This window comes from Maribacter sp. MS6 (assembly GCF_056839185.1).
This window is the reverse complement of the sequence record NZ_CM166389.1, coordinates 504,383-530,349: the sequence shown is the minus strand read 5'-3', so window position 1 is coordinate 530,349 and position 25,967 is coordinate 504,383. Positions and strand designations below refer to the sequence as shown.

Annotated in this window: 19 protein-coding genes; 13 read left to right on the top strand and 6 right to left on the bottom strand. The window is 38.5% G+C overall.

Going from position 1 to position 25,967, the window contains the following annotated elements:
* Nucleotides 1–5 precede the first annotated feature (5 nt).
* The 4 genes from MS6x_RS02395 to tsaD form a co-directional block, all read right to left on the bottom strand.
* Nucleotides 6–1,106, bottom strand: a complete 1,101-nt coding sequence (locus MS6x_RS02395; protein WP_482605180.1) for an AI-2E family transporter — start codon at nt 1,104–1,106, stop codon at nt 6–8.
* A gap of 3 nt (nt 1,107–1,109) precedes the next feature.
* A complete protein-coding gene (locus MS6x_RS02390) occupies nt 1,110–1,760 on the bottom strand; it encodes a DUF4159 domain-containing protein (RefSeq protein WP_482605179.1) in 651 nt (216 codons plus the stop codon).
* Between the two features lie 210 nt (nt 1,761–1,970).
* Nucleotides 1,971–2,678, bottom strand: a complete 708-nt coding sequence (locus MS6x_RS02385) for a 16S rRNA (uracil(1498)-N(3))-methyltransferase (RefSeq protein WP_482605178.1) — start codon at nt 2,676–2,678, stop codon at nt 1,971–1,973.
* 126 nt (nt 2,679–2,804) lie between these two features.
* The gene (gene tsaD / locus MS6x_RS02380) at nt 2,805–3,866 is read right to left on the bottom strand and encodes a tRNA (adenosine(37)-N6)-threonylcarbamoyltransferase complex transferase subunit TsaD (protein WP_482605177.1); all 1,062 of its coding nucleotides are present in this window, start codon (nt 3,864–3,866) and stop codon (nt 2,805–2,807) included.
* Between the two features lie 77 nt (nt 3,867–3,943).
* Between tsaD and MS6x_RS02375 the strand changes: the two genes are divergently transcribed.
* The 4 genes from MS6x_RS02375 to MS6x_RS02360 all read left to right on the top strand — a co-directional run bounded on the left by MS6x_RS02375 (nt 3,944) and on the right by MS6x_RS02360 (nt 11,452).
* Complete coding sequence (locus MS6x_RS02375; RefSeq protein WP_482607129.1) at nt 3,944–8,266, top strand: translocation/assembly module TamB domain-containing protein; 4,323 nt, start codon at nt 3,944–3,946, stop codon at nt 8,264–8,266.
* Between the two features lie 236 nt (nt 8,267–8,502).
* On the top strand, nt 8,503–9,489 hold the full coding sequence (gene pfkA / locus MS6x_RS02370) for a 6-phosphofructokinase (RefSeq protein ID WP_482605176.1): 987 nt from the start codon (nt 8,503–8,505) through the stop codon (nt 9,487–9,489).
* A gap of 24 nt (nt 9,490–9,513) precedes the next feature.
* Entirely contained in the window at nt 9,514–10,515 is a 1,002-nt protein-coding gene (gene gap, locus MS6x_RS02365; RefSeq protein ID WP_482605175.1) for a type I glyceraldehyde-3-phosphate dehydrogenase, read from the top strand.
* 85 nt (nt 10,516–10,600) lie between these two features.
* A complete protein-coding gene (locus MS6x_RS02360) occupies nt 10,601–11,452 on the top strand; it encodes an N-acetylglucosamine kinase (protein WP_482605174.1) in 852 nt (283 codons plus the stop codon).
* Nucleotides 11,453–11,561: 109 nt separating this feature from the next.
* On the opposite strand, the gene MS6x_RS02355 is transcribed toward MS6x_RS02360, so the two are convergent.
* Nucleotides 11,562–11,942 (bottom strand): RidA family protein, encoded by a 381-nt coding sequence (locus MS6x_RS02355; protein ID WP_482605173.1) that lies wholly within the window; start codon nt 11,940–11,942, stop codon nt 11,562–11,564.
* 16 nt (nt 11,943–11,958) lie between these two features.
* The gene (locus tag MS6x_RS02350) at nt 11,959–14,739 is read right to left on the bottom strand and encodes a putative LPS assembly protein LptD (RefSeq protein ID WP_482605172.1); all 2,781 of its coding nucleotides are present in this window, start codon (nt 14,737–14,739) and stop codon (nt 11,959–11,961) included.
* Nucleotides 14,740–14,822: 83 nt separating this feature from the next.
* Between MS6x_RS02350 and MS6x_RS02345 the strand changes: the two genes are divergently transcribed.
* From MS6x_RS02345 to MS6x_RS02305, 9 genes are all read left to right on the top strand, one after another.
* Nucleotides 14,823–16,076 (top strand): N-acetylmuramoyl-L-alanine amidase family protein, encoded by a 1,254-nt coding sequence (locus tag MS6x_RS02345; protein ID WP_482605171.1) that lies wholly within the window; start codon nt 14,823–14,825, stop codon nt 16,074–16,076.
* A gap of 110 nt (nt 16,077–16,186) precedes the next feature.
* Nucleotides 16,187–17,152, top strand: a complete 966-nt coding sequence (locus MS6x_RS02340) for an MlaD family protein (protein WP_482605170.1) — start codon at nt 16,187–16,189, stop codon at nt 17,150–17,152.
* 3 nt (nt 17,153–17,155) lie between these two features.
* Nucleotides 17,156–18,481, top strand: coding sequence for a 4Fe-4S dicluster domain-containing protein (locus tag MS6x_RS02335; RefSeq protein ID WP_482605169.1), 1,326 nt, complete (start codon nt 17,156–17,158; stop codon nt 18,479–18,481).
* A 16-nt stretch (nt 18,482–18,497) separates the two neighbouring features.
* Nucleotides 18,498–19,289: a (Fe-S)-binding protein gene (locus MS6x_RS02330; RefSeq protein WP_482605168.1), complete on the top strand. Its 792-nt coding sequence runs from the start codon at nt 18,498–18,500 to the stop codon at nt 19,287–19,289.
* 12 nt (nt 19,290–19,301) lie between these two features.
* Nucleotides 19,302–19,784 (top strand): ABC transporter ATPase, encoded by a 483-nt coding sequence (locus tag MS6x_RS02325; RefSeq protein WP_482605167.1) that lies wholly within the window; start codon nt 19,302–19,304, stop codon nt 19,782–19,784.
* 187 nt (nt 19,785–19,971) lie between these two features.
* Complete coding sequence (locus tag MS6x_RS02320) at nt 19,972–22,881, top strand: serine hydrolase domain-containing protein (RefSeq protein WP_482605166.1); 2,910 nt, start codon at nt 19,972–19,974, stop codon at nt 22,879–22,881.
* Between the two features lie 17 nt (nt 22,882–22,898).
* On the top strand, nt 22,899–24,038 hold the full coding sequence (gene bshA / locus MS6x_RS02315; protein ID WP_482605165.1) for an N-acetyl-alpha-D-glucosaminyl L-malate synthase BshA: 1,140 nt from the start codon (nt 22,899–22,901) through the stop codon (nt 24,036–24,038).
* A gap of 64 nt (nt 24,039–24,102) precedes the next feature.
* Complete coding sequence (locus tag MS6x_RS02310; RefSeq protein ID WP_482605164.1) at nt 24,103–24,474, top strand: hypothetical protein; 372 nt, start codon at nt 24,103–24,105, stop codon at nt 24,472–24,474.
* A 122-nt stretch (nt 24,475–24,596) separates the two neighbouring features.
* Nucleotides 24,597–25,787, top strand: coding sequence for an OmpA family protein (locus tag MS6x_RS02305; protein WP_482605163.1), 1,191 nt, complete (start codon nt 24,597–24,599; stop codon nt 25,785–25,787).
* Nucleotides 25,788–25,967 lie beyond the last annotated feature (180 nt).

Here is a 25,967-nt window from a genome sequence, read left to right as displayed (position 1 = left end):
TTGTTTTATAGATTTTTGGTCAGGGATTTTACAATCTTGTTGTCGGCCAAAAATTCCTTTAGAATTACCTTAATGGCGGTGTATCCCGGAACCGCTATAATCATACCTACCACCCCGAATAATAGACCTGCAATAATAATGACCAAGAAAATTTCTAGTGGATGCGATTTTACACTGTTGGAAAAAATAAAGGGCTGTGAAAAGAAATTATCCACGAGCTGTCCAATAGTAAGACCTATTAACACATAGCCAGCTTTCGGGAGGATAACCGTACTAAAATCCATACCCAAATTACTCGTCATTGTTAGTAGAATCATCAGTACACCTCCAATAATAGGCCCTATGTATGGGATAATGTTGAAAAGGGCACATAAAAAGGCAATGACAATTGCGTTTTCAATCCCAACTATTAATAGCACAATGGTATAGATGATAAAAAGTATGAATATTTGTAGTAATAATCCAACAAAATAACGGGAGAGTAGGCCGTTTATCTTATTGATAGAATTTACGGTACCCTTTTCTCTAGTATTCGGAACAAAAATCAATAACCCGTTTTGGAATAGTTTACTATCCTTTAGGAAAAAGAACGAGATAAACAGGATGGAAAAAAGGCCTATGCTCAAACTACTGAGCACATCTAAAAAGGAGTTTAGAAAATTTGGGATGAAGTTTAAATTCAGGCCTTCTAAGATATTCTGTTCTAGTCGACTTTCTTGAATTACATTGCCTACTACATTAGTGGATACGCCAACATATTCCGTTATTTCCTTGTAGAGCGTATTGATGCTTTTTTGTAGCTCTTCCATGTTCAATAGGGATAGGTTTTTGCTCTGCTCCGAGATTAAAGGCACAAATAGCGCAAAAATACTGGCTAAAAGCCCGATCATAAGTACCATGGCTAGGACCACGGCCAATATATTGGGAAGTTTTAAACGTTCCCTAAGAAAAAAAACAATGGGCCTACCCACTAAGGCAATAACGGCAGCTATGGCCAAATAGGCCAAAACAGATCGGATAATATAGAAAAAATAGAGGATAATCAGGATTCCAGTGAGGATGCCTATAGCCCTTAGGATACCGTTAGAAATGGTTTTGGAGGTCATAATTTAGTTTTTAAAGACGTAGGATATAATGTTAGCTCCCATTTTTAAGGCTTGTTGTCTAACTTCATCAGAATCGTTATGCACTGCTTGGTCTTCCCAACCATCGCCTAAATCTGATTCATAGGTAAATAAAAGTACTAAACGTTGGTCGTGAAAAATACCCAATGCCTGTGGTCGTTGTCCATCGTGTTCATGTATCTTTGGAAGCCCTTTTGGAAACTCATATTCTTGAGAAAAGATAGGATGGTCTGCACCAATTTCTTCCAATGAGATTTCTGGAAAAAGGGATTCTAGTTGTTGAGTCACGTAGGGTTTCATTCCATAGTTGTCATCGATATGTAAAAAACCGCCTGACCGTAAATAGCTTCTTAGATTCTCTAATTCTTCGGGTGAAAATACAACATTGCCATGTCCTGTCATATGTACGAACGGATATTGAAACATGGCACTACTAGCCACTTCTACCGTAGCTGGTTTCTCGCTTAAACGAGTTCCAATATTGGTGTTACAAAACCGAATGAGGTTGGGAATAGCGGTAGGATTGGCATACCAGTCGCCACCGCCATTGTATTTTAGGATTCCTACTTCTTGTGCCGTTATTTCAGAAACGACCGAAAAAGAACAAAAAAGTAAAAGGATTATAAGCCTATTCATATATCTAGGTTTTGCTAAGAACCAAATTTACACAATAACATAGTTAAAAGTAGCGCAACATTGGCATTGTTGATATAGGTCCAGTATTTATTTTTTGGAATCGCTAAAAAAGACCTGTCTACTCATAAAGCAGAGCGCTTGATTATTAATTTGTTTAAAATGGGGAAGCTGAACAAACCACTTATCCTACTCTTTGGATAATGAGAAGGGCTATCCGTTATTGGCCAGGGCAACCGTAGTACAGGCAACGATAGCAGCAGTTTCCGTTCGTAATCTGGTTTTGCCCATAGACACGGGTAGGTAGCCTCTTGCTTTTGCCTTTTTAATTTCTTCTGTGGTAAAATCGCCTTCGGGCCCAATTAATATAGTGGTTGGTTTGTCTGGAGCAAGCGTCCGCTTTAGCTCATACTTTTCGCTATTTTCGCAATGGGCAATGAACAGCATACCCTCTGTGTCTTCTTTTAAAAAATCTGATAATGTGGTCAACGGATTTAGCTTGGGTAAATAGGCTTGGAAAGACTGCTTCATGGCAGATTGAATTACTTTGTCGTAACGTTCGTATTTTATGGTTTTCCGTTCCGACCTTTCGCAAAGGATTGGCGTTATTTCATGCACGCCTATTTCGGTTGCCTTTTCCAAAAACCACTCAAACCTATCGTTATTTTTGGTCGGCGCTACAGCCATATGTAATCGGTGTTTTGTGGGGTGTATTTTTTTATACTTCGTAATTTCAATAGCACAGGCTTTAGGGTTGTTATCTCTAATGGTGGCAAACAGAAAAAGCCCTTTTCCGTTAGTGATTTGCAGCTCGTCACCAACTTTTCGTCGCAATACCTTTACAATGTGTTTGCTTTCAAAACTGTCGAAGGTAAAATGTTTCGATTCTTTCCCTAATTCTTGATTATAAAACAGCTGCATAGTATTCTCTTTTTAAAGGTTAAGGTTAAGGTTAAGGTTCAGGTTTCAGATACATAGTAGCTAAAATGAGCAATCACATCGTAACTTTGCTACCTGCAAAAGCGCAATGCTAATTTTTGTGCTACTTCAAAAACTATATCTGGCCTTTGCGCTTACATTTTGTTCCGCAAAGTATCCTTTTTTCAATTTTAGATATCCTACAATACCGATCATGGCGGCATTGTCCGTACAGTATTCAAATTTAGGTATATGCACCTTCCATCCTAATTCTTTTTCTGCATCCAACAAAGCTTCTCTAATACCGGAATTAGCGGAAACACCACCACCAATGGCAACAGTTTTTATTCCTGTTTGTTTAACAGATTTTTTTAGCTTTCGCATTAAAATGGTTACGATTGTGTACTGAATAGATGCACAGATATCAGTAAGATTTTCAGCTATAAAATCCGGATTTTCCTTAGTTTTCCGCTGCACAAAGTATAGGATGCTTGTCTTTAGGCCGCTAAAGCTAAAATCTAAATCTTTTACTTTTGGTATCGGAAATTCGAATGCAAGTGGGTTTCCTTTTTGTGCATAGGTATCTAATAAAGGACCACCAGGATAGGGTAGTCCAAGTATTTTTGCACTCTTGTCAAAGGCTTCTCCTACGGCATCGTCCAGGGTTTGTCCTAGTAACTCCATCTTAAAATAATCCTTCACCTTCAGAATCTGAGTATGCCCTCCACTAATGGTCAAGGCTAAAAAAGGAAACGTAGGAGATGCCATATCAATATCTTTGATAAAATGGGCCAAAATATGCGCTTGCATATGATTTACCGCTATTAGCGGAATATCGAGACCAAGGGCTATGGACTTTGCAAAAGAAGTGCCTACCAAAAGTGAACCCAAAAGACCAGGTCCGCGTGTAAATGCTATGGCTGATAACTGTTTTTTATCGATATTTGCTTTAGCTAAAGCTTGATCAACTACGGGAACGATATTTTGCTGGTGTGCACGGGAGGCAAGCTCCGGTACAACCCCTCCATATTCTTCATGTATTTTCTGACTGGCGACTACATTACTAAGCACGCTATTGTTCTTTAGTACGGCAGCAGAAGTGTCGTCACAAGACGATTCTATGGCAAGTATGTAATTAGTTTCGGTATCCAACGGGTTTGGAATAAAAATTGAATGACAAAGGTAAAACATAAAGCCCTATCAAAAAATTAAGGAAAATACTGATCAGGACGATCTTGGTTCTGGTGTTGATATGTATTTTGGGAACCATGGTCCTTTCCCTGCCGGTGGTTCAAACCAGATTGGCCCAGTACGCAACCACAACCCTGAATACGGAATTTGGGACCAACATAAATATAGACAGGTTACGGTTTTCCTTAATTTCTTGGGATACCTCCTTAAAAGGGATTTATATAGAAGACTACCAAAAAGACACCTTGTTTTTCGTAGATGAGTTAAAAACTTCTGTTTTGAGTTTGGGAAATTTGATGCAAGGAAGACTGGAGTTTGGGGATATTAATATCAATAAGCTTCATTTTAAATTAAAGAGCTATGCCGGTGAGCGAACCACCAACATAAATGTTTTTGTAGATAAGCTTGATAATAAAAAACCCAGGGCGCCTGGTGCTCCACCATTTTTCTTTTCTTCCTCGAAGGTAGATATTAAGGAGAGTAAGTTTCAATATATCGATGAGAATCTGGAAAATGAACAGGCCCTACTGTTCAATAATTTAAATATCATCGGAAATGACCTTCAGATTTTGGGTCCGGAGGTATCTACCGACATACAGGAAATGTCCTTTTTGAGCGAACGAGGTATTCAGGTTGAACAGATGGCTACGCGTTTTAAGTACACCAAAGAACAGATGCGTTTTGATTCCTTGCAAATTAAAACGCCCTTATCCAATCTCAACGGGAATGTTGTCTTCAACTATAATAGAGAAGATTTTATAGATTTTCTGAACAAAGTGAACTTGGAGGCCAATTTTGAGGAGTCTACCGTAGCTTTTGATGAAATAAACCTTTTGTACAACGAATTTGGAAAAGGAAAACAAGCCACCTTTAGCGCCAATATTAATGGCGTGCTTAATGATTTAAATACCAATGATCTTTTTCTTTTTTCTGATAATACAGGGATACGTGGAGATTTTAATTTTAAGAATCTATTCAACAAACAAAAGCCTTTTGCGCTGGACGCAAAAATGAAAAATGTGACCAGCAATTATTACCAATTAAATGCACTGTTACCTAATTTAGTGGGGAACTCCTTGCCTTCTTCTTTTAGCAAACTTGGGCAATTTACAATTAGGGGTAATGCGATAATAACCAACTCATCCATAGATGCAAAGGTGAACCTCAATACTGCGGTTGGAAGTAGTTACGCCGATGTTGTTTTGACTAATTTTAACAATATCGACGATGCTACCTACAAAGGCTTTGTATCCCTAATAGATTTTGATTTAGGTGATTTTGTGGCAAGTTCAACTGTAGGAAAGACCACCTTGGATTTTAATGTTGAGGGCAAGGGTTTTGTGCAGGAAAAATTAAATACCGAGGTTACAGGTCAAGTGTATAGCATTGAATTTAATAGATATGCGTATAAAGATTTGAAGGTTTCGGGGGTTCTAAAAGATGAGCTATTCGATGGTTCCCTTACCAGTAATGATAGGAACTTTAGATTTGATTTCCAAGGGTTGGCCGATTTTAGCAAAGACCGGAATAATTTCAATTTTGAAGCAAATGTGGCCTATGCTGATCTTAAAACCTTAAACTTTATCAATGATAGTGTTTCTATTTTTAAGGGTAAGGTCGCCATGGATATTACGGGTACTACACTGGATAATATTGTTGGGGAGATTAACTTTACCCAGACCAGTTATGAGAACGTAAACGATATTTATTACTTTGATGACTTTTCCATAGCCTCCGCTTTTGATGAGGAAGGTGCACGTTCCATAGATATAAATTCACCAGATATAATAACTGGTTTTATGAAAGGGAATTTTAAAGTAAACGAACTCGGTAAACTACTTCAGAACTCTGTGGGTAGTATTTATACGAATTTCCGTCCATTCGAAATTTCTAGTGGTCAAAACCTATCGTTCAATTTTAAAATCTACAATAAGATTGTAGATATTTTCTTTCCGGAAGTGCGCTTTGATCCCAATACGTTCATAAAAGGAAAAATAGTAGCGGATGAAGGTGATTTTAAGCTCAATTTTGAGTCACCAAGTATCGCCGCTTTTGGTAACGAAGCCGATAATATTGAGCTAAAGATCGATAACAAAAACCCTCTATTCAATACGTTTGTATCGGTCGGGGAGTTAAGCACTCCTTATTATAATTTTAAAGATTTTAACCTCATCAACACTACCTTAAAAGACACCCTGTTTTTTAGGTCCGAGTTTAAGGGAGGAAGTGAGCTTAACGATAGTTATAATCTCAATTTTTATCACACGTTTAACGAGGATAATAAATCTGTAATTGGTTTAAAGACTTCGGATGTAAATTTTAAGGGCAACAAATGGGTTTTGAACAAAGACGGAAACTCTAAAAACAAGGTGATTTTAAATCGTTCCTTGGATAGTATTACTATTCAGGAAATTGTAATGAATAACGAGGAGCGCGAGCAAATACGGTTGCAAGGTCAAATTGCGGATTCAACCTATAAAGATTTACAGTTACAGTTTAAAATAGTATCCTTGGATAAAATTACTCCAGTCATCGATAGCCTTAAGTTGGAAGGAGAGGTAAACGGAAACCTTAATATTTTGCAAAAAGATGGAATTTACCTGCCGTCTTCCAGTTTAAATATTGTTGATTTTGGAATCAATAAGACCCGTTTAGGTGATTTGGCAATTAGTATTGTTGGAAACAGGGACCTAACCGAGTTTCAGGTAAACTCTCAACTAACTGAAAAAGACATAGAAAAGTTTAGTGTCGTAGGTGCTATCGAAAATAAAGGAAAGATACCCAAAGCCGATTTAAGGGCTATGTTCAGTAATTTTAGTTTAGAACCCTTTAGTCCCCTAGGTGAAGGTGTAATAGATCGTATAAGAGGCAGTATGGATGGTGCTGTAGATATTTTGGGTGCTGTTGACAATCCAAGTTTTAACGGTGTTCTCACTTTGGATAATGCAGGAATAGCTGTACCTTACTTAAATGTGGACTATGATTTTGGAATGCGCTCAAAGGTGCTACTTGGCGATCAAACCTTTAATTTTCAAAATATTGCATTAACGGATGTTGCAAAAGGAACAAAGGCTAATCTAGATGGTACTATAAGCCATAGTTACTTCAAAGATTGGGTTTTAAACCTAAATGTAGATACCAAGAACGATCGTTTTTTAATTTTGAATACGGATTTTAAGGAGGGAGATTTGTACTATGGTAAAGGCTATCTAAACGGTACGGGTCGCATTTATGGTCCAACAACCGCATTAAACATCAAGGTTAACGGACAAACAGCAGAAGGGACCTCTCTTAAAATACCATTAAGTGACGTTACTAGTATTGGCGACTATTCCTTTATAAATTTCACTGAAAAAAATGGCATCAACAATATTGATCAACAACGAAGTTTAAAGGACTATCAAGGTTTAGAGCTAGAGTTTGATTTAGATATTACGCCAGAGGCCGAAGTAGAAATTGTCACGGATACAAAGACGGGCAGTTCTTTAAAGGGTACAGGTGTAGGGATTATACTTTTACAGATAAATACCAACGGTAAGTTCGAGATGTACGGAGATTTTGTTGTAGTAACCGGAGAATTTAATTATAAGTTCGGGGGTATAATAGATAAGACTTTTGCGGTAAAACCTGGAGGAACCATAAACTGGGACCAAAAACCGTTAGAAGCAGATGTAAATATGGAAGCCATCTATTCCATTGATGCTAATCCGGCACCTCTATTGGATAATCAAGCTTTTGCACGAAGAATACCTACCGATGTTGTTATTAAGTTGACGGGAGAATTACAAAGTCCCAACATAGAATTTGGTATAGAATTTCCAGGAACCAATTCTATTGTGCAGTCAGAGCTAGAGTATAGATTGCAGGATCCAACGGTAGAGGAGAAGAACGCTATTTTTCTTTTGGCGCAAGGTAATTTTGTAAATGATCAGAGCGGAATTAATCAACAGGCGATTACAGGTAACTTAATACAAAGTGCCTCAGGGATATTAAACTCAATTTTAGGTGGTGGTAACGATAAACTAAATGTAGGCCTTTCTTATGAGCAAGGAATCTTGGACCGTAACGCGGATATAGAGACCGATAACCGAATTGGACTTACAGTTTCTACCCAGATTAGTGACCGTGTTTTGTTCAATGGCAAGGTTGGGGTTCCCGTAGGAGCTTCTAGTGAGAACCTAGTTGCCGGTGATTTTGAGATTCAACTCTTGCTAAATGAAGAAGGGACGCTAAGTGCAAAATTCTTTAGTCGCCAACGCGAAATCCAAGCCTTTTTGCCAGACCAACAAGGGTCTACACAGGGCGCAGGACTTTCCTACGAAGTAGATTTCAATACATTCAGTGAGCTTTTGAGGAAAATCTTTAACAAAACCGAAGCTAAAAGTAGTAATCCACTCTAGCTTGTTGGATAGGTTGCATACAATTAAGGGTAACTTAAGCAAGCTTATCACAAGTCAATTCTTATACCTTGGACAGCTTATTATTTCGAAGATATTGTTAGTAAATGATAGGTTAAGGCTGCATTTTGGTTAAAATATAACAACGAAAACGTTATTGTTGAATGAATTGAAATTGCCTGCTTTTCAATTTCATTATTCTACTAACTTTTAGTACTTTCGTTGGCTTAAATTTTTCAATGTCTACAGAAATTAAAAAAATCGGCGTACTTACATCTGGTGGAGATTCTCCGGGTATGAACGCAGCCATAAGATCGGTAGTTCGGACTTGTGCATATCTCAAATTGGATTGTGTAGGAATCTATAGAGGATACCAAGGAATGATAGAAGGCGATTTTAAGCCCATGGATGCGCGTAGTGTAAATAACATAATCAACAAAGGTGGAACCATGTTAAAGTCTGCTAGGTGTAAAGAATTTATGACACCTGAAGGCAGAAAAAGAGCCTATGCACAATTAATTACCGAGGGTATTGATGCTTTTGTAGTTATTGGTGGTGATGGTAGTTTTACGGGTGCCATGATTTTTAATCAAGAATATAATTTTCCTGTTATTGGAATTCCGGGTACGATAGACAACGATATTTTTGGGACTACGTTTACCCTAGGTTTTGATACGGCTTTGAATACCGTTGTAGAGGCTATTGATAAAATAAGGGATACGGCTAGTTCTCACAACAGGCTATTCTTTGTGGAGGTTATGGGCAGAGATGTAGGTCACATAGCTTTAAACGCTGGTGTTGGTGCCGGTGCGGAAGAAATTTTAATACCTGAGGAAAATTTAGGCTTGGACCGTTTGTTGGATTCTTTAAAAAGAAGTAAACAATCTGGTAAATCTTCTAGTATTGTTATCGTAGCGGAAGGTGATAAATCTGGAAAGAATGTATTTGAACTTGCTGAGTATGTGGAAGAGCACCTTCCGATATATGATGTTCGAGTATCTGTACTTGGGCATATGCAGCGTGGTGGTTCGCCGTCATGCTACGACAGGGTGCTAGCTAGTAGAATGGGCGTAAAAGCGGTGGAGGCACTTCTTGAGGGCAAAACCAGTCTAATGGTAGGCGTACAGGATAATAAGCTAATCCTTACCCCAATCAATAAGGCGATAAAAGGGCACACAAAAATAGACAAGGAGCTCATTCGGGTTTCAGAAATAATGACAACATAATTTTAATTTATAAACACAGATAAAATGTCAAACTTAAAGATAGGAATTAACGGATTTGGTAGAATTGGTAGATTGGTTTTTAGAACCTCTGTAAAACGTGCTGATGTAGATGTAGTCGCCATCAACGATTTGTTGGATGTAGAGCACTTGGCCTACCTTTTAAAATATGATTCCGTTCACGGACATTTTGATGGGACTGTTGAGGTAAAAGACGGTCATTTGGTGGTGAATGGCAAAACAGTACGTATTACTGCGGAAAGAGATCCAAAAAACATTAAATGGGATGCCGTTGGAGCAGACACCGTGGCAGAATGTACTGGTATCTTTACTACTTTGGAAACAGCACAGTACCATATCGATGGCGGGGCTAAAAAGGTAGTGATTTCTGCGCCTTCCAAAGATGCGCCAATGTTTGTAATGGGTGTTAACCATAAAGATGTGAAAGCTTCTGATACCATTGTTTCGAATGCTTCTTGTACAACGAACTGTTTGGCACCAATGGCTAAAGTTCTTAATGACGCTTTCGGTATCGAAGAGGCATTAATGACAACCGTTCATGCTACGACGGCTACACAAATGACCGTTGACGGTCCCTCTAAAAAAGACTGGAGAGGTGGTAGAAGTGCTATGTTGAATATTATACCGGCATCAACCGGAGCAGCAGTTGCGGTTACCAAAGTAATTCCTGAATTAAAAGGAAAGCTTACCGGTATGGCATTTAGAGTTCCCACAGCAGATGTTTCGGTGGTAGATTTAACGGTAAGATTAGAAAAAGAAACATCCTACGAGGAGGTTAAAAAAGCGTTCAAAGATGCTTCTGAAGGGGAGTTGAACGGAGTGCTTGGATATACCGAGGAAGCCTTGGTTTCACAAGATTTTATTGGCGATGCACGAACTAGTATTTTTGACGCAGGTGCAGGTATCGAATTAAATTCTAAGTTTTTCAAGTTGATTTGCTGGTACGATAACGAAGCAGGTTTTTCCAACAAAATGGTAGATCTTATTCAGCATGTAAACAGTTTATAGGTAATAGGATAGGTTTTACATAAATTTTCCTGAAAGTAAGGGTATTTTTCTTTATTTTCAGGATTATTTTTAAATGGATAGCTGTATGATTTTAATAGTTGATAGTGGTGCCACAAAATCCGATTGGATAGCCTTGGACGACAAGGGAAACCAACTTTTTTTAACACAGACACTAGGGCTTAGTCCAGAGGTGCTTACCAAAGAAGTTATAGAAGATCGATTGGCCAATAATTTTGAGCTATCCAAGAACCGGGAAAATGTTACCCATCTTTATTTTTATGGTGCTGGTTGCGGAACGGCTAGAATGAAAGTATTCCTGAGAGATATATTTAAAGATTTCTTTCCGAATGCGAAAGCAGAAGTAAAAGAGGATACCTATGCCGCTATTTTTGCCACTACTAAAATTGGCAAGCAGGGTATTGTTTGTATTTTAGGAACTGGGTCTAACTGCAGTTATTATGACGGACATCAACTCTTTCAAAAAGTAACATCCCTAGGCTACATACCTATGGATGATGGTAGTGGCAACTTTTTTGGACGTAAATTGATACGGGATTATTATTTTCACAAGATGCCACAGGACCTTGGTATTAAGTTTGCCAAAGAGTATAATCTAGAAGCCGACCACATAAAAGAGAACTTGTACAAACAACCTAACCCCAATACCTATTTGGCCACGTTTGCCCGTTTTCTTATCGAGAATAAAGAGCATCCATATTCAAAAGGAGTCATAGATAAGGGTTTTCAGCAGTTTATTAATAATTACGTAATGCAGTTTGAATTGGCTACTAAGGTGCCAATTAATTTCGTGGGAAGTATTGCACATTACTTGCGTGATGAACTTGTGACCGTATTAGAACGAAACGATTTGATTGTAGGCGTCATTAGACAACGCCCAATAGAAGGTTTAGTGGAGTTTCACAAAGCCAATATGTAGTGGTACAAGAGTTTTGGGCTCAGATAAAACTATGTTTATTTAATGTGACTTTTAGCCTTAAAGTTACTTGGTTACTTTCTAGAGATTTAGTTTTGTATTTAATTGCTGACTACTTTACTGCTATCATAGAAATTTCTACACGTACAAATTTTGGAAGATTTGCAACTTCTACCGTTTCCCTTGCTGGTGCTGTCTCCGCATTAAAGTAGGTGCCATATACTTCGTTAACCTCGGAAAATTGGTGCATATCTTTTAGAAAAATGGACGATTTTACTACGTTATCAAAAGTCATATTGGCAGCGGTCAGAATAGCGCTTAGGTTAATCATGCACTGTTTCGTTTCTTTTTGAATGTCATTTTCTATCAGGTTACCTGTTTTCGCATCCATTGGTATTTGTCCTGAAATGTATAATGTGTTACCGGTTAATACGGCTTGATTATAAGGTCCTATTGGGGCGGGAGCATTATCGGTATTAATTATTTTTTTCATTTTACTTTATTTAATATTAGTTTCTAATCGGTTGATTTCTGTTTTCCCATTTTAGGTCGCTAAGTATAGAGGCATCAATCCCAATAAAGAAAAACCATCGTTTAAATTGTCCGAAAGGGGTCCAATTAAATCGCATATTAAAACTTCCTAAATTCCGTTCAAAACGAAGCTGCGTAAGGGTAAACCCGGAGTTTTGAAAGTCGTATCCAGAAGATCCCCCAACTTTCCACCTTGGGGATAGCTCAATATCGCCCGAAAACATTAGGGAATGATTACCAAAGGTGTTTTCCCGTGCCCTATTATTGTATCCAGCGGTATAGGCCAATCTAAAATTCCATGGAACCTTTGTACCATATCTTGGGTTTTCAATATCGCCATCAGGTTTAGTATCCATTGGTCTGTCTTGGAAACTATCTGCCCTGCCAAATAAATCATCTGTTCTGCCGCCACTCTGTGCTACATAGTCAAAAGGATTTTCTTCATCATCTTCTTCATCCTTGTTTTTTCCAAACATATCACTACTAATAGAATAGGTAATATTGGTCTGGGCTCTAGTTAGTCTAAAAAGGCTTCCTCCATTATTGACATTTAAGGTGTTAATTCTGGTACCATTGTTATCAATGGCATAGGGGTCCAAGTTGGCAGAAAAGTTAATTGACATTTTGTTATCCAATATATTGGTGCCTCCATTAATGTTTAGGGGGCTAAGCTTTAGGGAATCCGATTCAAAATTGTAGGCACTGGAAATATTCAAGTTGCTGAGAAGCGGCACTTTTTTAGCTTCCAACTTTGTAGAATCCTTATCCCTAACCTTGGCTTCTAAAACATTAGCTAAGGAAAAACTTAAAGCATTGGAGCGCCCCAGTCTAGGTACTCCGTTCAAGGTGCCTTGAAAACGTGTGTATTGTACTATTTCGCCATTTCCATCCAGGTATTCATCGTAATATTGGTCAAATGATGGTGCATAACCGTAGCTAATGGATGGGCGCATAACATGTCGTATAGCCTGTACTTTTTTATCTTCACCAAAATTAAAGGTTCCATAGATTGTGGTACCTATGCTAGCGCTAAAATTATATTGATTAAACCGATCAAAGCCGCTAATGGTGTCTCGAACAACCGTGTTGGTTTCCGTATCGAATCGTTGGTCAAAGGTCTCCAAGGTCCAAACATCCTCATAGTTTGCGCTTGTGCTAACGCTAAAGTATTTGGCCACTTTAAAATTGGTGCTGATAGGTATGCGGTGTCTAGCGCCGAACCTTGCATTATCGAACATTCTACTGGTTAAAAAATCTTGATCATTGGTGGTCAGTCGGTTTTGGGCGTTTAAATCATATTGAAAATTTATATTTTGGATAAATCCCTTTTTGATACCGTCCCTCTTGGCAAATGGAAAGATACGTTCCATGCTTGTCTGTAGGGTAGGAAGGGTCATCGTAATATTGTCAGGATTGTCCTCTTGGGCCGTAGGGGAGGTTAGCTGCGAATGGGTTGCCGTTAAGCTCATGTTTACCGATGGATAGGCCGGAAAAGTCTTTGAATAGGATATGGAGGAAGATAATGTGTTGTTTTGTGTATTGGGTAAATTTCGTTGTTGTAAGGAGTTCCGATAAAATTCGCTGCTCCCCAAGTTAACAGAGGCAGAAAACCTGGAATTTGGACTGGCCTTGGTGTCCTGTGAATGGGAAATCTGAATATTATAATTTTTGGATAAACTATAATCACTAAATCCTTTTTGGCTACGTACCTGATTTTCGTATCTAAAATTAATATTACCTCGGTACTTGTAGCGTTTGGTGTACACGGATGCCGCCCGCATACCCCAGCTCCCGTTCGTGTAAAAATCTCCTGAAAAAGTCACATCTGCATAATCTCCCAAGGGAACATAGTACCCCATATCTTGGAGAAAATATCCGGTGTTGGGGTCATTTCCAAAGGAAGGCATCAACACACCGGCTGCGCGTCCCACCGTTAGGGGAAAATAAGCAAATGGCATTGCTATGGGCGTTGGTACATCTTCAATATAAATATTACTAAATCCTGCTATCACCTTTTTCTTTGGAACAAATTTTGCCTTTTTGACTCTAATGTAATAGTCTGGATTTATAGTATCCTCTGCTGTGGTAATTTTGGCCTCACTTAAAAAATAAACAGAGTCGTTTTCCTTTTTTGTGATTTCGGCATATATTTTCATAGCATCGCTGCCTAGTGCTCCAGCGGCTGCTTGTTGTTCGGTTCTGGAGTTGAAAATAATAGCTTTTTGAGTATCAAAATTAAAGCGGATGGAATCCGGTATTACAACTTGGGAACCTTGCTTAAAGTAGGGTAACTGTGTATAATTTCCCAAAGAATCTTTAAGACGGCCGGCATAAACTTCGTTCTTAACATAATCCATGGTAATTACACCAGCTTTTAGTTCGGTGTCCTGATAATAAATTTCAGCTTCATTATACAGGTAGATCTTGTTCTCTTTTTGACTCAGTCTTACATAATCTTTGGCCTTGTAAGTGATTTTGTCCAGTAATAGCGGTGGCTTTTCGTTTAAAGAATCCGATGCAATGGAATCCAAAACCATACTATCCTGATTTAAAGGTACCAAAAAGAGAGGGGCAACAATGGTATCCGCTACTGCTTTTACGGTTAGTGGCACCACTTTCTGCTCCTGAGCTTTACTAGAAAATGTGCCAACAAAAAGAATGCAGAGGAAAAGTACGTAGTGTTTATTTGATTGCAAGGCTTTATATCCTATTTTTGTAAAGGTATGGCAATCCAATGGGACATTGGTTTCAGTTGTCAAACTTACACATATTTTTTGTTCCCTAACTAGGGTATTACCATAATTTTAACCATAACAAGGGCTTTTAAAAAGCCATATTAAAGATGAAAATTAAATCGCTTTTGTCCATTATCTTTTTGGCGTTCTCTTTGCTTCTGTTTTCTTTCACACCATTTTATACCCAAACGAAATCAGCAGATCATTTTGTTGTTGTCTTGGATGCCGGTCATGGAGGTCATGACCCCGGTAATTTGGGTAATGGTTACCTAGAAAAGAACATTGCCTTAAATATTGTTCTAAAAGTAGGACAGCTACTTGGCGAGCATAAGGATATTAAGGTTATTTATACCCGAAAGGACGACACGTTTATAGATCTTTTTGTACGGGGAGAAATAGCGAACAAGGCAAATGCAGACCTATTTGTTTCGGTACATTGCGATTCACATACCTCGGATGCTCATGGAGCAGGAACTTTTGTTTTGGGACTACATGCGAACGAACAAAATTTTGAAATAGCAAAGAAGGAAAACTCTGTAATTTATTTGGAGGATAATTATGAAACCAGGTATGCCGATTATGATATTAATTCTCCAGAATCTGTCATTGGCCTAACAATTATGCAAGAAGAATTTTTGGATCAGAGTATAGCTCTGGCTAAGATGATTCAAGATAATTTTTCGGATAAGTTAAAGCGAAACAATAGGAAGGTAAAGCAAGCTGGCTTTATTGTGCTGCATCAAACCTTTATGCCAAGTGTGTTGGTGGAAACAGGTTTTCTAACTAATAAGAACGAGGGTGCTTACCTTAATTCAAATAAAGGTCAGGTTGAAATGGGTACCGCAATTGCAAACGCCATCCTAGCGTATAAGGATGCAACAAAAGTGAATACTGCGTCCAATGTAGTAGCGGAACCAGTGATTGAAACACCAGTGATTGAAGCACCTAAGAAAGCGTCGGTTTCTTCTAAAGATGAGTTGAAGGATGCCATAGCCCAAACCGAAAAGGATATGGTGGAAGAAATCCCAAGTAGCGTACCCACCAAAAAGCCAAATACAACAGATACGAAAATGCTTGATAAAGAAAAGCTAGTTGCTGTTGTGGTAACTTCCTCGGACCCCGATAAAACTGAATCTACTGTACCGGAATCGAATGTCGTGTTTAAGGTACAGATTATGGCCAGTGGTAAGGACTTACCGTCAGATTCTCCCTATTTTAAGGGGTTAAATCTTATTTCCAAAGAACCTTACAAAGATATGTATCGGTATCTTTATGGTGAAACACGTTCGCATCGAGAAGCGGAAATGATGAAGTCCAAAGCAGCTCTAAAGGGATTTTCCAGCGCATATATTGTGGCGTAACGGAACGGGAATAGAATTTCTATTTTAGAGGCACTAAAGCAGGTTCCGCAATAACTATAGTTATTGTAATAATTATTTCTAATTTTGTTGCTAATTTAAAATCCATTTATTTGAAACTATCCAGGGAACTTAAAACAGGAATAATAGTTATAGGGGGAATCCTACTTTTTATCATGGGATTTAGTTATCTAAAGTCCACTCCGCTTTTTGATAATAGTAAAACTTTATATGCTGTTTATCCGAATGTAGGTGGATTGCAATCCGGTACCGTAGTCTCCATAAATGGGTACGGAGTTGGAAAAGTTAATGATATCCGTTTTATTGATTCCCAAGGAAATTTGGTCGTAACCTTTACGGTGAGCAGCGAGTTTCAATTTTCTAAAAATAGTACTGTAGAGCTATATGATACGGGTATTATAGGCGGCAAAGGTTTGCAAATTATGCCCATTTTTGACGACTCCGGCAATGTGCAGTCCGGTGATACGTTAAGCACCGAAACAAGACCTGGACTAACCGAGCTTGCGCAGCAAAAACTAACACCGTTGTTCAAAAAATTTGAGTCGGCCGTTTCGGATGCAGATTCCGTATTGATCAATGTTAACGATGTTTTAGATGAAAATACTAGAAATGATTTAAGAAAAGCAATCAATGGTTTAAGTAATCTTATGGTGAGCCTTAACGGTAGTGCAAGCACTTTGGATAAGTTGTTAAAAGATAACGAAGGTAAGTTGGCGAGTTCATTAGATAATTTTGATGTATTGACCACCAATTTTGCTCAGTTATCGGATTCTTTGAATAACGCTGGTTTAGGAAGCACGTTAGCCAGCCTTCAGTCTACCGTAGCAAGCCTTAATAATGTGATGTCTAAACTGGAACAAGGAGATGGCACACTTGGTAAGTTAATGAACGATAAAGAACTCTATTCTAATTTAACGAGCGCTTCAAGGGAACTAGATTTGCTTTTACAGGACTTTCGATTAAATCCGAAACGTTATGTAAATGTATCCGTTTTTGGTAAAAAACAGAAGGAGTATGCTGTACCCGAAGATGATCCTGCAGCAACCATAGAAAACTAATTTATGCAGTATATACCAAATATTTTGTTCGCCCTTATCTTAATCTTGGGAATTGGCTTTTTTGTAAGAAACGTTGGGCGTATAAAACGGAACATATTTTTAGGAAAAGATGTGGACGTTACGGACAATAGTTCTCAGCGATGGAAAAACATGGCAAATATTGCTTTGGGCCAAAGTAAAATGGTAGTTCGGCCTATTTCCGGTTTGTTGCACATTATCGTATATGTTGGTTTTGTTATTATCAACATCGAAGTTCTTGAAATTATCATAGACGGCCTTTTAGGCACGCACAGGATATTTTCGGGACTGGGTACTGTTTATAATGCATTGATAGCCTCTTTTGAAATCTTAGCCTTTTTGGTCGTTGTAGCCGTAGTTATTTTTTGGATACGCAGGAATGTAATACGTCTGAAGCGATTCATAAAACCCGAGATGGAGGGCTGGCCCAAGAAAGACGGAAACCTTATTCTTTATATTGAATTGGTCTTAATGTTCTTATTTTTAACAATGAACGCTGCTGATTATCAGTTGCAACAGTTAGGCTCGGAACATTACGCTCAGGCTGGGTCATTTCCAATCAGTCAGTTTATTGCTGCCGGGTTTCAAGGGTTACCGGAGGCTACCCTGATAGGAATAGAAAGAACCGCATGGTGGTTGCACATAGTCGGTATCCTATTGTTCTTAAATTATCTATACTACAGCAAGCATCTTCATATTTTACTGGCATTTCCCAACACTTTTTATGGTAAGTTAACGCCAAAAGGGCAGTTGCCTAATTTGGCATCGGTTACCAATGAAGTCAAGTTAATGATGGATCCCTCTGCAGACCCGTTTGCCGCTCCGGCAGATGATGCAGCTGTTCCGGAAAAGTTTGGCGCATCGGATGTCCAAGACTTAAGTTGGATACAACTAATGAACGCATATACTTGCACCGAGTGTGGAAGATGTACGGACGAATGTCCGGCTAATCAAACGGGTAAGCTTTTGTCACCCAGAAAAATAATGATGGATACCCGTGACCGATTGGAGGAAGTAGGCAAAAACATAGATGCAAATAAAGGGGTCTTTAAAGAAGATGGTAAGCAATTACTTGATGGCTATATTACAAGGGAAGAATTATGGGCGTGTACTTCTTGTAACGCTTGTGTAGAAGCCTGTCCCGTAAGTATAGATCCGTTATCCATCATCATGGATATGCGGCAGTACCTGGTGATGGAGCAGTCGGCAGCTCCAACAGATTTAAATAATATGATGGGAAATATAGAGAATAACGGAGCTCCATGGCCTTTTAACCAAATGGACCGTTTAAACTGGAGCAAGGAATCATAAATACACGAAGAAGCATATGTCAACTGAATTGAAAGTACCTACCATGGCAGAATTATTTGCTGCCGGACAACAACCCGAGGTTTTGTTCTGGGTAGGTTGTGCAGGAAGTTTTGACGATCGGGCAAAGAAGATAACTAAAGCCTTTGTTAAAATATTGAACAAGGCGCAGGTGTCGTTTGCCGTATTGGGTACCGAGGAAAGTTGTACCGGAGATCCTGCAAAGAGGTCGGGCAATGAGTTTTTATTTCAGATGCAGGCCGTTACGAATATAGAGGTAATGAATGCCTATGGAATTAAAAAGGTGGTAACGGCATGTCCACACTGTTTTAATACCATTAAGAACGAGTATCCAGGATTAGGTGGAAATTACGATGTTGTACATCATACCCAATTTTTAAAGGGTTTGTTGGATGATGGTCGCATAACCATGGAAGGTGGAAGCTTTAAGGGAAAAAGAATAACCTTCCATGACCCTTGTTATTTAGGACGGGCTAACGGTGTTTACGAGGCGCCAAGGGAACTAATAAGAAAATTGGATGCGGAACTTATAGAAATGAAAAGTTGTAAGTCACGCGGATTATGTTGTGGTGCCGGTGGAGCACAAATGTTCAAGGAGGCTGAAAAAGGGAATGCGGAAGTAAATATAGTACGCACGGAACAGGCCTTGGAAACCAAACCTGAAATCATAGCAGCGGGATGTCCTTTCTGCAATACCATGATGACCGACGGCGTAAAGAACAAAGAAAAGGAAAGTTCAATTGCAGTAATGGATATTGCGGAATTGATTGCCACAGCAGAAGAACTTTAAACAAACCCAAAAATGTTAGTAGATTTTAGTACGTTACCAGATACGTCTCGGATATGGATCTATCAGGCCAATAGAAGTTTTACCGCAGACGAGTTAGAAGCTATTAGCGCTGAGCTTAAAGATTTTATATCACATTGGACTGCCCATGGTAATGATTTAGAGGCCGGTTTTGAGATACGTTATAAGCGGTTTTTGGTAATTGCATTAGATCAGAGTGGACAATCCGCTACTGGTTGCTCTATTGATGCTTCCGTTCATTTTATTCAACAGCTGGAAAAGAAGTATAACGTAGAACTCTTGGATAAAATGAATGTCTCTTACAAGCAAGGGGAATTTGTGGCTTACAAGACCCTATTGGAGTTCAAGGCAATGGCAAAGCAAAAGGCAATTTCGAAAAACACTATTGTTTTTAACAACCTGGTAGCCACTAAAGGGGAATACAAAGAGCATTGGGAAGTTCCCGTTTCCGAAAGTTGGCATGCCCGTTTTGTTTAAGTTGAATAGGCTTAGGCAAGCCTACATGTTTTTCGGAAAATACAACCAAAAAGGTACAAGGCAAGCCGGGGTATTTAAATCTTGATAATTGGGTTAGAACAGCTTTAAATACCCTATTTTACTTGGTTATATCGACGAAATGCAATAATTTTCCTCGTTTTAAGTTATCTCCATACATTTAGAATTCATGCGTTCGTTTCTCACTATATTTTTATTCTCAATTATTATATTTTCGGTCAATGGCCAAAATCCATTGGTGACCAAGGACAGCCTAGCACAAAGTCAATGGGTAGAGCTTCAGTATAAAGCTATGTCCTTAGAAGAAAAGATGGGGCAGTTGTTCATGGTAAGCATAGAATCCAGACAAAGTGAAGCGGCAACGGATAGAATCAAAAGTTTGATAGCTTCTCATCAGATCGGCGGGGTAATATTTTCTAGAGGTGGACCAATCAGACAGGCCCAGTTATGTAATGAATATCAATCAGCGTCCAAGATACCATTACTCGTAGCTATGGATGCAGAATGGGGACTCTCTATGCGATTGGATTCTACATACGCCTTTCCCTGGAATATGACCTTAGGTGCAATTTCAGATAATTCAATAGTAGAAAAGGTCGGTCAGCAAATAGGAAGACATGCCAATAGACTTGGGGTGCATATTAACTTTGCACCGGATATCGATATTAATACAAATCCTAAAAACCCCATCATTGGAAACCGTTCTTTTGGTGAGAATAGGGAGAACGTAGCTGAAAAGGGAATTGCCTTTATGAAGGGGATGGAAAGTGTAGGTGTTCTTTCCAGCGGAAAGCATTTTCCCGGTCACGGTGATACCGCAGTCGACTCACATCACGACTTACCCTTTCTCAACTTCTCGAAAGAACGTTTGGATAGCTTAGAACTATATCCGTTTAGAAGATTGATAAAAAATGGATTAAGCAGTGTAATGGTCGCACATCTAGAGGTGCCTGCGTTAGAACTCAAAGAGGGACTGCCTTCTTCATTATCCGAACAGATTATATCTGGTATATTAAAAGATAAAATGGGTTTTGAAGGCTTAGTGTTCACAGATGCCCTAAATATGAAAGGTGCTACTAAATATGGCGTTGATGGCGAAGTGGAACTGGCTGCTTTTATTGCCGGAAACGATATCTTGTTGATGCCAGAAAATGTTGAAAACGCTAAGGAAAAACTCATCAAGGCATATCAAAAAGGCAGAATTTCAGAACAACGATTAGCAACTTCGGTAAAGAAGATACTCATGGCCAAATATAAGGTTGGGCTACACAAGTACACCCCAATTAAGCTAGAGAACCTATATGAGGACTTAAATTCGATAGAAGATGACCTAATTTATGAAGAAGCGATCGAGAAAGCGATTACCGTTTTAAAAAACAAGTTTGATATTCTTGGAATTAAAAATTTACAGAATAAAAAAATCGCCTATGTGAAGTTTGGAGATGCGCCAAATAATGATTTCGTTCAAACCCTTAAAAAATATACAAGTGTAACGCAGATAAATGGTAGTGATATAGCTGACCTCAAGAAAAAGTTATCTGATTACAACTTGATAATTATAGGCCATCATAAAAGTAATGAAAGCCCTTGGAAGGCCTACAGTTTTTCAAAAACCGAGCTTGCATGGCTTCAGGAAATTTCCAATCTAAGGTCTTCTAATCTCGTACTTTGTGTATTTGCTAAACCTTACGCACTTTCTGATATCTCCACATTCCAAAATATTGATGCCGTAGTGATGTCATATCAAAATAGTGCGATTGCCCAACGAAAAACCGCGGAAATACTTTTTGGGGCGGTTGGGTCTTCAGGAACAATACCCGTGAGCACTAATTCGGAGTTTCCTATTGGTACAGGCATACAATTAAAACCGATGAAAAGGTTGGGATATACTCATCCTGAAGGTGTTGGTATGAGTTCCACTAAACTGGCAGAAGTGGATAGATTGGTGCAAAATGGTTTGGATAGTCTTATGTTTCCCGGTGCACAAGTACTAATTTCAAGAAAAGGAAAGGTAGTCTACAGCAAAAGTTTTGGGAAACCTACGTACGAATCAAAAGAGACTATTACGAATGAAGCCATTTATGACCTAGCGTCCTTAACCAAGATATTGGCGACCTTGCCCATGGTAATGAAAATGGAAGAAGAAGGAAAGATAGCCCTGAGCGACACTTTTGAGCAGCTGGAGCCTAGGTTTACGGATACGGAAATAAAGAATGTGACAGTATTAAAAGCCTTATCCCATTACGGTAGGTTACCAGCTTGGATTCCATTTTATATCAATACGCTGGATGAAAATAAGAAACCTTCAAAATTATTATATAGAACAGTTCCTACAGTAGGTTTTTCAAATAAGGTTTCCGATAATTTATATATTATAGATTCCTATAAGGATTCTATTTATGACCGTATTGGACGCCAAGATTTAAAATCTAACCGCTACCGCTATAGTGATGTGCCTTATTATGTTATGAAAAAATATGTGGAAGATATCTATTCCAATCGATTGGATATACTCTCTAATGATTTTTTATATGCAAGGATAGGAGCCAACTATACAGGTTTTAATCCATTAGATCGTTTTACAAAAAATCAGATTGTGCCATCCGAGGAAGATACCTATTATAGGTACCAAACCGTTCAAGGTTATGTACACGACATGGGAGCTGCCATGCAAGGCGGCGTGGGAGGTCATGCCGGGCTTTTTAGCAATGCCAACGATATTGCAAAAATAATGCAAATGTATTTGCAGAATGGTTACTATGGCGGCACTGAGTTTTTTAATTATAGGACGGTAGAAAAATTTAATAGGTGTTATTTCTGTGATAAAAATGTGAGACGAGGTGTAGGTTTTGATAAGCCTCAGTTGGAAAATAGTGGTCCTACTTGTGGTTGCGTTTCTAGAAAGAGTTTCGGTCATAGTGGCTTCACAGGCACCTATACTTGGGCAGACCCCGAAGAAGAAATTGTTTATGTGTTTTTGTCAAATAGAACTTACCCATCAGCCTCAAATAGACTATTAGTTAAATCAGGGTTAAGAACAAGGATTCAACAGGCTATTTATGATTCAATTCTAAATTAAAATGTAATTTTGTATTGATGAGAATAGCGATAGTATGTTATCCGACCTTTGGAGGTAGTGGTGTTGTGGCCACAGAGCTTGGAATTGCGTTGGCCAATAGAGGCCATGAAGTTCATTTCGTAACGTATAGGCAACCTGTACGGTTAGAGTTATTGAACAATAATATATTTTTTCACGAGGTGCATGTGCCCGAATACCCACTATTTCATTATCAGCCTTACGAACTTGCACTTTCCAGCAAATTGGTAGACACTATTAAATTGCATAAAATAGATTTACTCCATGTACATTATGCCATACCGCATGCCTATGCAGGGTATATGGCAAAAAAAATGTTGGAGGAGGAGGGAATCTTTGTACCAATGATAACCACCCTGCATGGTACGGATATTACTTTGGTAGGGAAGCATCCCTTCTATAAACCCGCAGTAACATTTAGTATTAACCAATCGGATGTGGTTACTTCTGTTTCCGAAAACCTTAAACAGCGTACTTTAGATATTTTTGACATTACAGGCGAGATAGAGGTAATTCCAAATTTTATTGATACTAATAAATACAAAAATACCTTTACAGACTGCCAGCGTTCCAATATGGCTACTGAAGATGAACGGATTGTTACCCATATCAGTAATTTTAGGAAGGTAAAGCGTATTCCGGATGTCATAAGGATATTCCACAAAATTCAAAAAGAAATTCCTGCCAAATTGATTATGGTGGGAGAGGGGCCAGAAAAGGAAGGTGCGGAACGATTATGTGACACGTTAGGTATCACTGACCGCGTTATATTCTTGGGAAATAGTAATGAAATAGATAAAATACTTTGTTTTTCTGACTTGTTCTTATTGCCATCCGAATCCGAAAGCTTTGGTCTGGCAGCGCTCGAAGCGATGGTGAACAAGGTGGCCGTGATTTCGAGTGATGCCGGTGGTATTCCAGAAGTTAATATGCATGGGGTTACCGGTTTTTTAAGCAAGATCGGTGATATCGACGATATGGCCAAGAATGCGATTAATATTCTTAAGGACGATAAAACGTTGGAACAGTTTAAGTTAAATGCTGTACGAGAATCCAAAAAATTTGATATCCTAAGTGTATTGCCTTTGTACGAGGAGGTTTATGAAAGGGCTTATAAACGGAGACTTTTAAATGCCTAGGTTTCTCTTGACATCCTTGTGGTTGCCCTTACTGTTAGTATGTTCCTGCAAAAGCCAAAACACGATGCCAAGAGAAGGAATTAACGATTCGGCTATAACGCTCATTCTTAAAGATGATTATAGTGGCACAGAAGTGGAAGAAGTCCTTTTAATTAAGAATCAGAAATCCTTACAACAATTCTTCGCAAAGATAAATAGGACAAGAAAACCGGGACTGCCTATCCCGAAAATTGATTTTCAAAAGGATATGCTACTGGTCTGGTGTGAAGGAGAAACAACAGCGGCCAGTTTAGGTTTGGATTTGGAAAAAGAAACTTCAGAGGTTTATATTTTTAGTAAACTCCGTCCAAATAAAAATGTTAAAAACTCAGCTATTACCAGTCCCTTTTTAGTTTATAAGCTTCCTTTAAGTGATAAAAAAGTAATTGTTGAATAGGTACTACGACCGATAAATTGGTGTGTTCAACTATCTAACGAATAATCCTACATTATGTAGGTGATTTTTGACGGTAGTATTCAATTGAATTAATTTAGCTTACTGAAATAAAATAAGATATTATGAAAGCTCCATTTCTTTCTTTTTTGCTTGCTTCTATGCTTTTGGGTTCAACGATAAGTGCCCAAACTAACGAAGCCGATTTACAAATTACCGCCAAGGACAGTATTGTTGTAAGCTCCTGGATTTTTGGGGTTGGCTTAAATGCGGTAGATGATTCCGGTAATGTGTTTAGTGGGTTATTTAATGTTTCCGATGAATGGAACATGGTACCATTTCCCTCTAGGCTTAGTATAGGAAGGTACTTCAAAAGTGGTTTGGGTATAGAAGCCATAGGTACTTACAATCAGTATATGGAAGGTAATATTATAGATGGTATTCCTAGCCCAGAGGATATTGATTACTTTGGTTTTGATGCAAGGCTTACCTACGATTTAAATAAAATAGTTGGTCAGACGGCATGGTTTGACCCTTATGTAGGTGTTGGTTTAGGGTATACCGATGCCAATAGACTTGGTAGAGGAACGTATAACGCAGTGGTCGGATTTAGAACCTGGTTCTCGGATAGATGGGGATTGGATTTTAATTCTACTGGAAAGTGGTCTATAGGTAGTGAGAACGGTGTAACAAACCATATACAGCATGCTGCTGGGGTGGTTTATCAGTTCGGGATTGAAAAAGGACTTTCCAAGAGAGGTGAAGAGAAATTGGAATTGCTTGCTGCTATTGAGGCAGAAAAGCAAAGACAAATGGATTCTATCGCAGCTGTAAATAAGGAAAAAGAGGCGCGATTATTGGCAGAACGTTTACAAAAAGAAAAAGAAGCTGCCGACTTAGCGGCAGCTGAAGAAGCTAGGTTGAAAGCAGAAAGAGATCGAAAAGATGCGATTGAAAAACGTATCGCTGAGTTAGGTTATATGTATTTTGACTTGAACTCTTCCGCTCTTACACGGGAGTCTAAGGAAGTTTTAAGCTCTTTAGCAGTAATACTAATGGAGATACCTACTTTGGAATTAAAGATAACTTCGCATACAGATTCGAGGGGAGCATCAAAATATAACGATTGGCTTTCTGAAAAAAGAGTTCAGAGTACCAAGGATTACTTGATTTCTAAAGGAATTAACACTTCAAAATTAACTACTGAGTCCTTTGGGGAGACACAGCTACTAAATGAATGTAGTGATGGTGTATACTGCCCAGAAGAAAAACATAGGGTAAATAGGAGATCGGAGTTTCTTGTTTTAGAATTATAGTATACCTTTTATCTTTAAAATAATTTAGACTTATATATTTTAAATACAAAAAGCATCTAACGGTAATAGCGTTAGATGCTTTTTTGCTATCTAGAGCTTATTTTTTCTAGCGATAAATGAGAAGTTGGTTAATACAAAATTATTAAAGCTATAACCTGCTTGAGTACAATTATCCATTAT

Coding starts and splice junctions, on each gene's coding strand:
- MS6x_RS02395 (WP_482605180.1), bottom strand. CDS start 1,106: ATGACCTCCAAAACCATTTCTAACGGTATCCTAAGGGCTATAGGCATC.
- MS6x_RS02390 (WP_482605179.1), bottom strand. CDS start 1,760: ATGAATAGGCTTATAATCCTTTTACTTTTTTGTTCTTTTTCGGTCGTT.
- MS6x_RS02385 (WP_482605178.1), bottom strand. CDS start 2,678: ATGCAGCTGTTTTATAATCAAGAATTAGGGAAAGAATCGAAACATTTT.
- tsaD (WP_482605177.1), bottom strand. CDS start 3,866: ATGTTTTACCTTTGTCATTCAATTTTTATTCCAAACCCGTTGGATACC.
- MS6x_RS02375 (WP_482607129.1), top strand. CDS start 3,944: ATGGTCCTTTCCCTGCCGGTGGTTCAAACCAGATTGGCCCAGTACGCA.
- pfkA (WP_482605176.1), top strand. CDS start 8,503: ATGTCTACAGAAATTAAAAAAATCGGCGTACTTACATCTGGTGGAGAT.
- gap (WP_482605175.1), top strand. CDS start 9,514: ATGTCAAACTTAAAGATAGGAATTAACGGATTTGGTAGAATTGGTAGA.
- MS6x_RS02360 (WP_482605174.1), top strand. CDS start 10,601: ATGATTTTAATAGTTGATAGTGGTGCCACAAAATCCGATTGGATAGCC.
- MS6x_RS02355 (WP_482605173.1), bottom strand. CDS start 11,942: ATGAAAAAAATAATTAATACCGATAATGCTCCCGCCCCAATAGGACCT.
- MS6x_RS02345 (WP_482605171.1), top strand. CDS start 14,823: ATGAAAATTAAATCGCTTTTGTCCATTATCTTTTTGGCGTTCTCTTTG.
- MS6x_RS02335 (WP_482605169.1), top strand. CDS start 17,156: ATGCAGTATATACCAAATATTTTGTTCGCCCTTATCTTAATCTTGGGA.
- MS6x_RS02330 (WP_482605168.1), top strand. CDS start 18,498: ATGTCAACTGAATTGAAAGTACCTACCATGGCAGAATTATTTGCTGCC.
- MS6x_RS02325 (WP_482605167.1), top strand. CDS start 19,302: ATGTTAGTAGATTTTAGTACGTTACCAGATACGTCTCGGATATGGATC.
- MS6x_RS02320 (WP_482605166.1), top strand. CDS start 19,972: ATGCGTTCGTTTCTCACTATATTTTTATTCTCAATTATTATATTTTCG.
- bshA (WP_482605165.1), top strand. CDS start 22,899: ATGAGAATAGCGATAGTATGTTATCCGACCTTTGGAGGTAGTGGTGTT.
- MS6x_RS02310 (WP_482605164.1), top strand. CDS start 24,103: ATGCCAAGAGAAGGAATTAACGATTCGGCTATAACGCTCATTCTTAAA.
- MS6x_RS02305 (WP_482605163.1), top strand. CDS start 24,597: ATGAAAGCTCCATTTCTTTCTTTTTTGCTTGCTTCTATGCTTTTGGGT.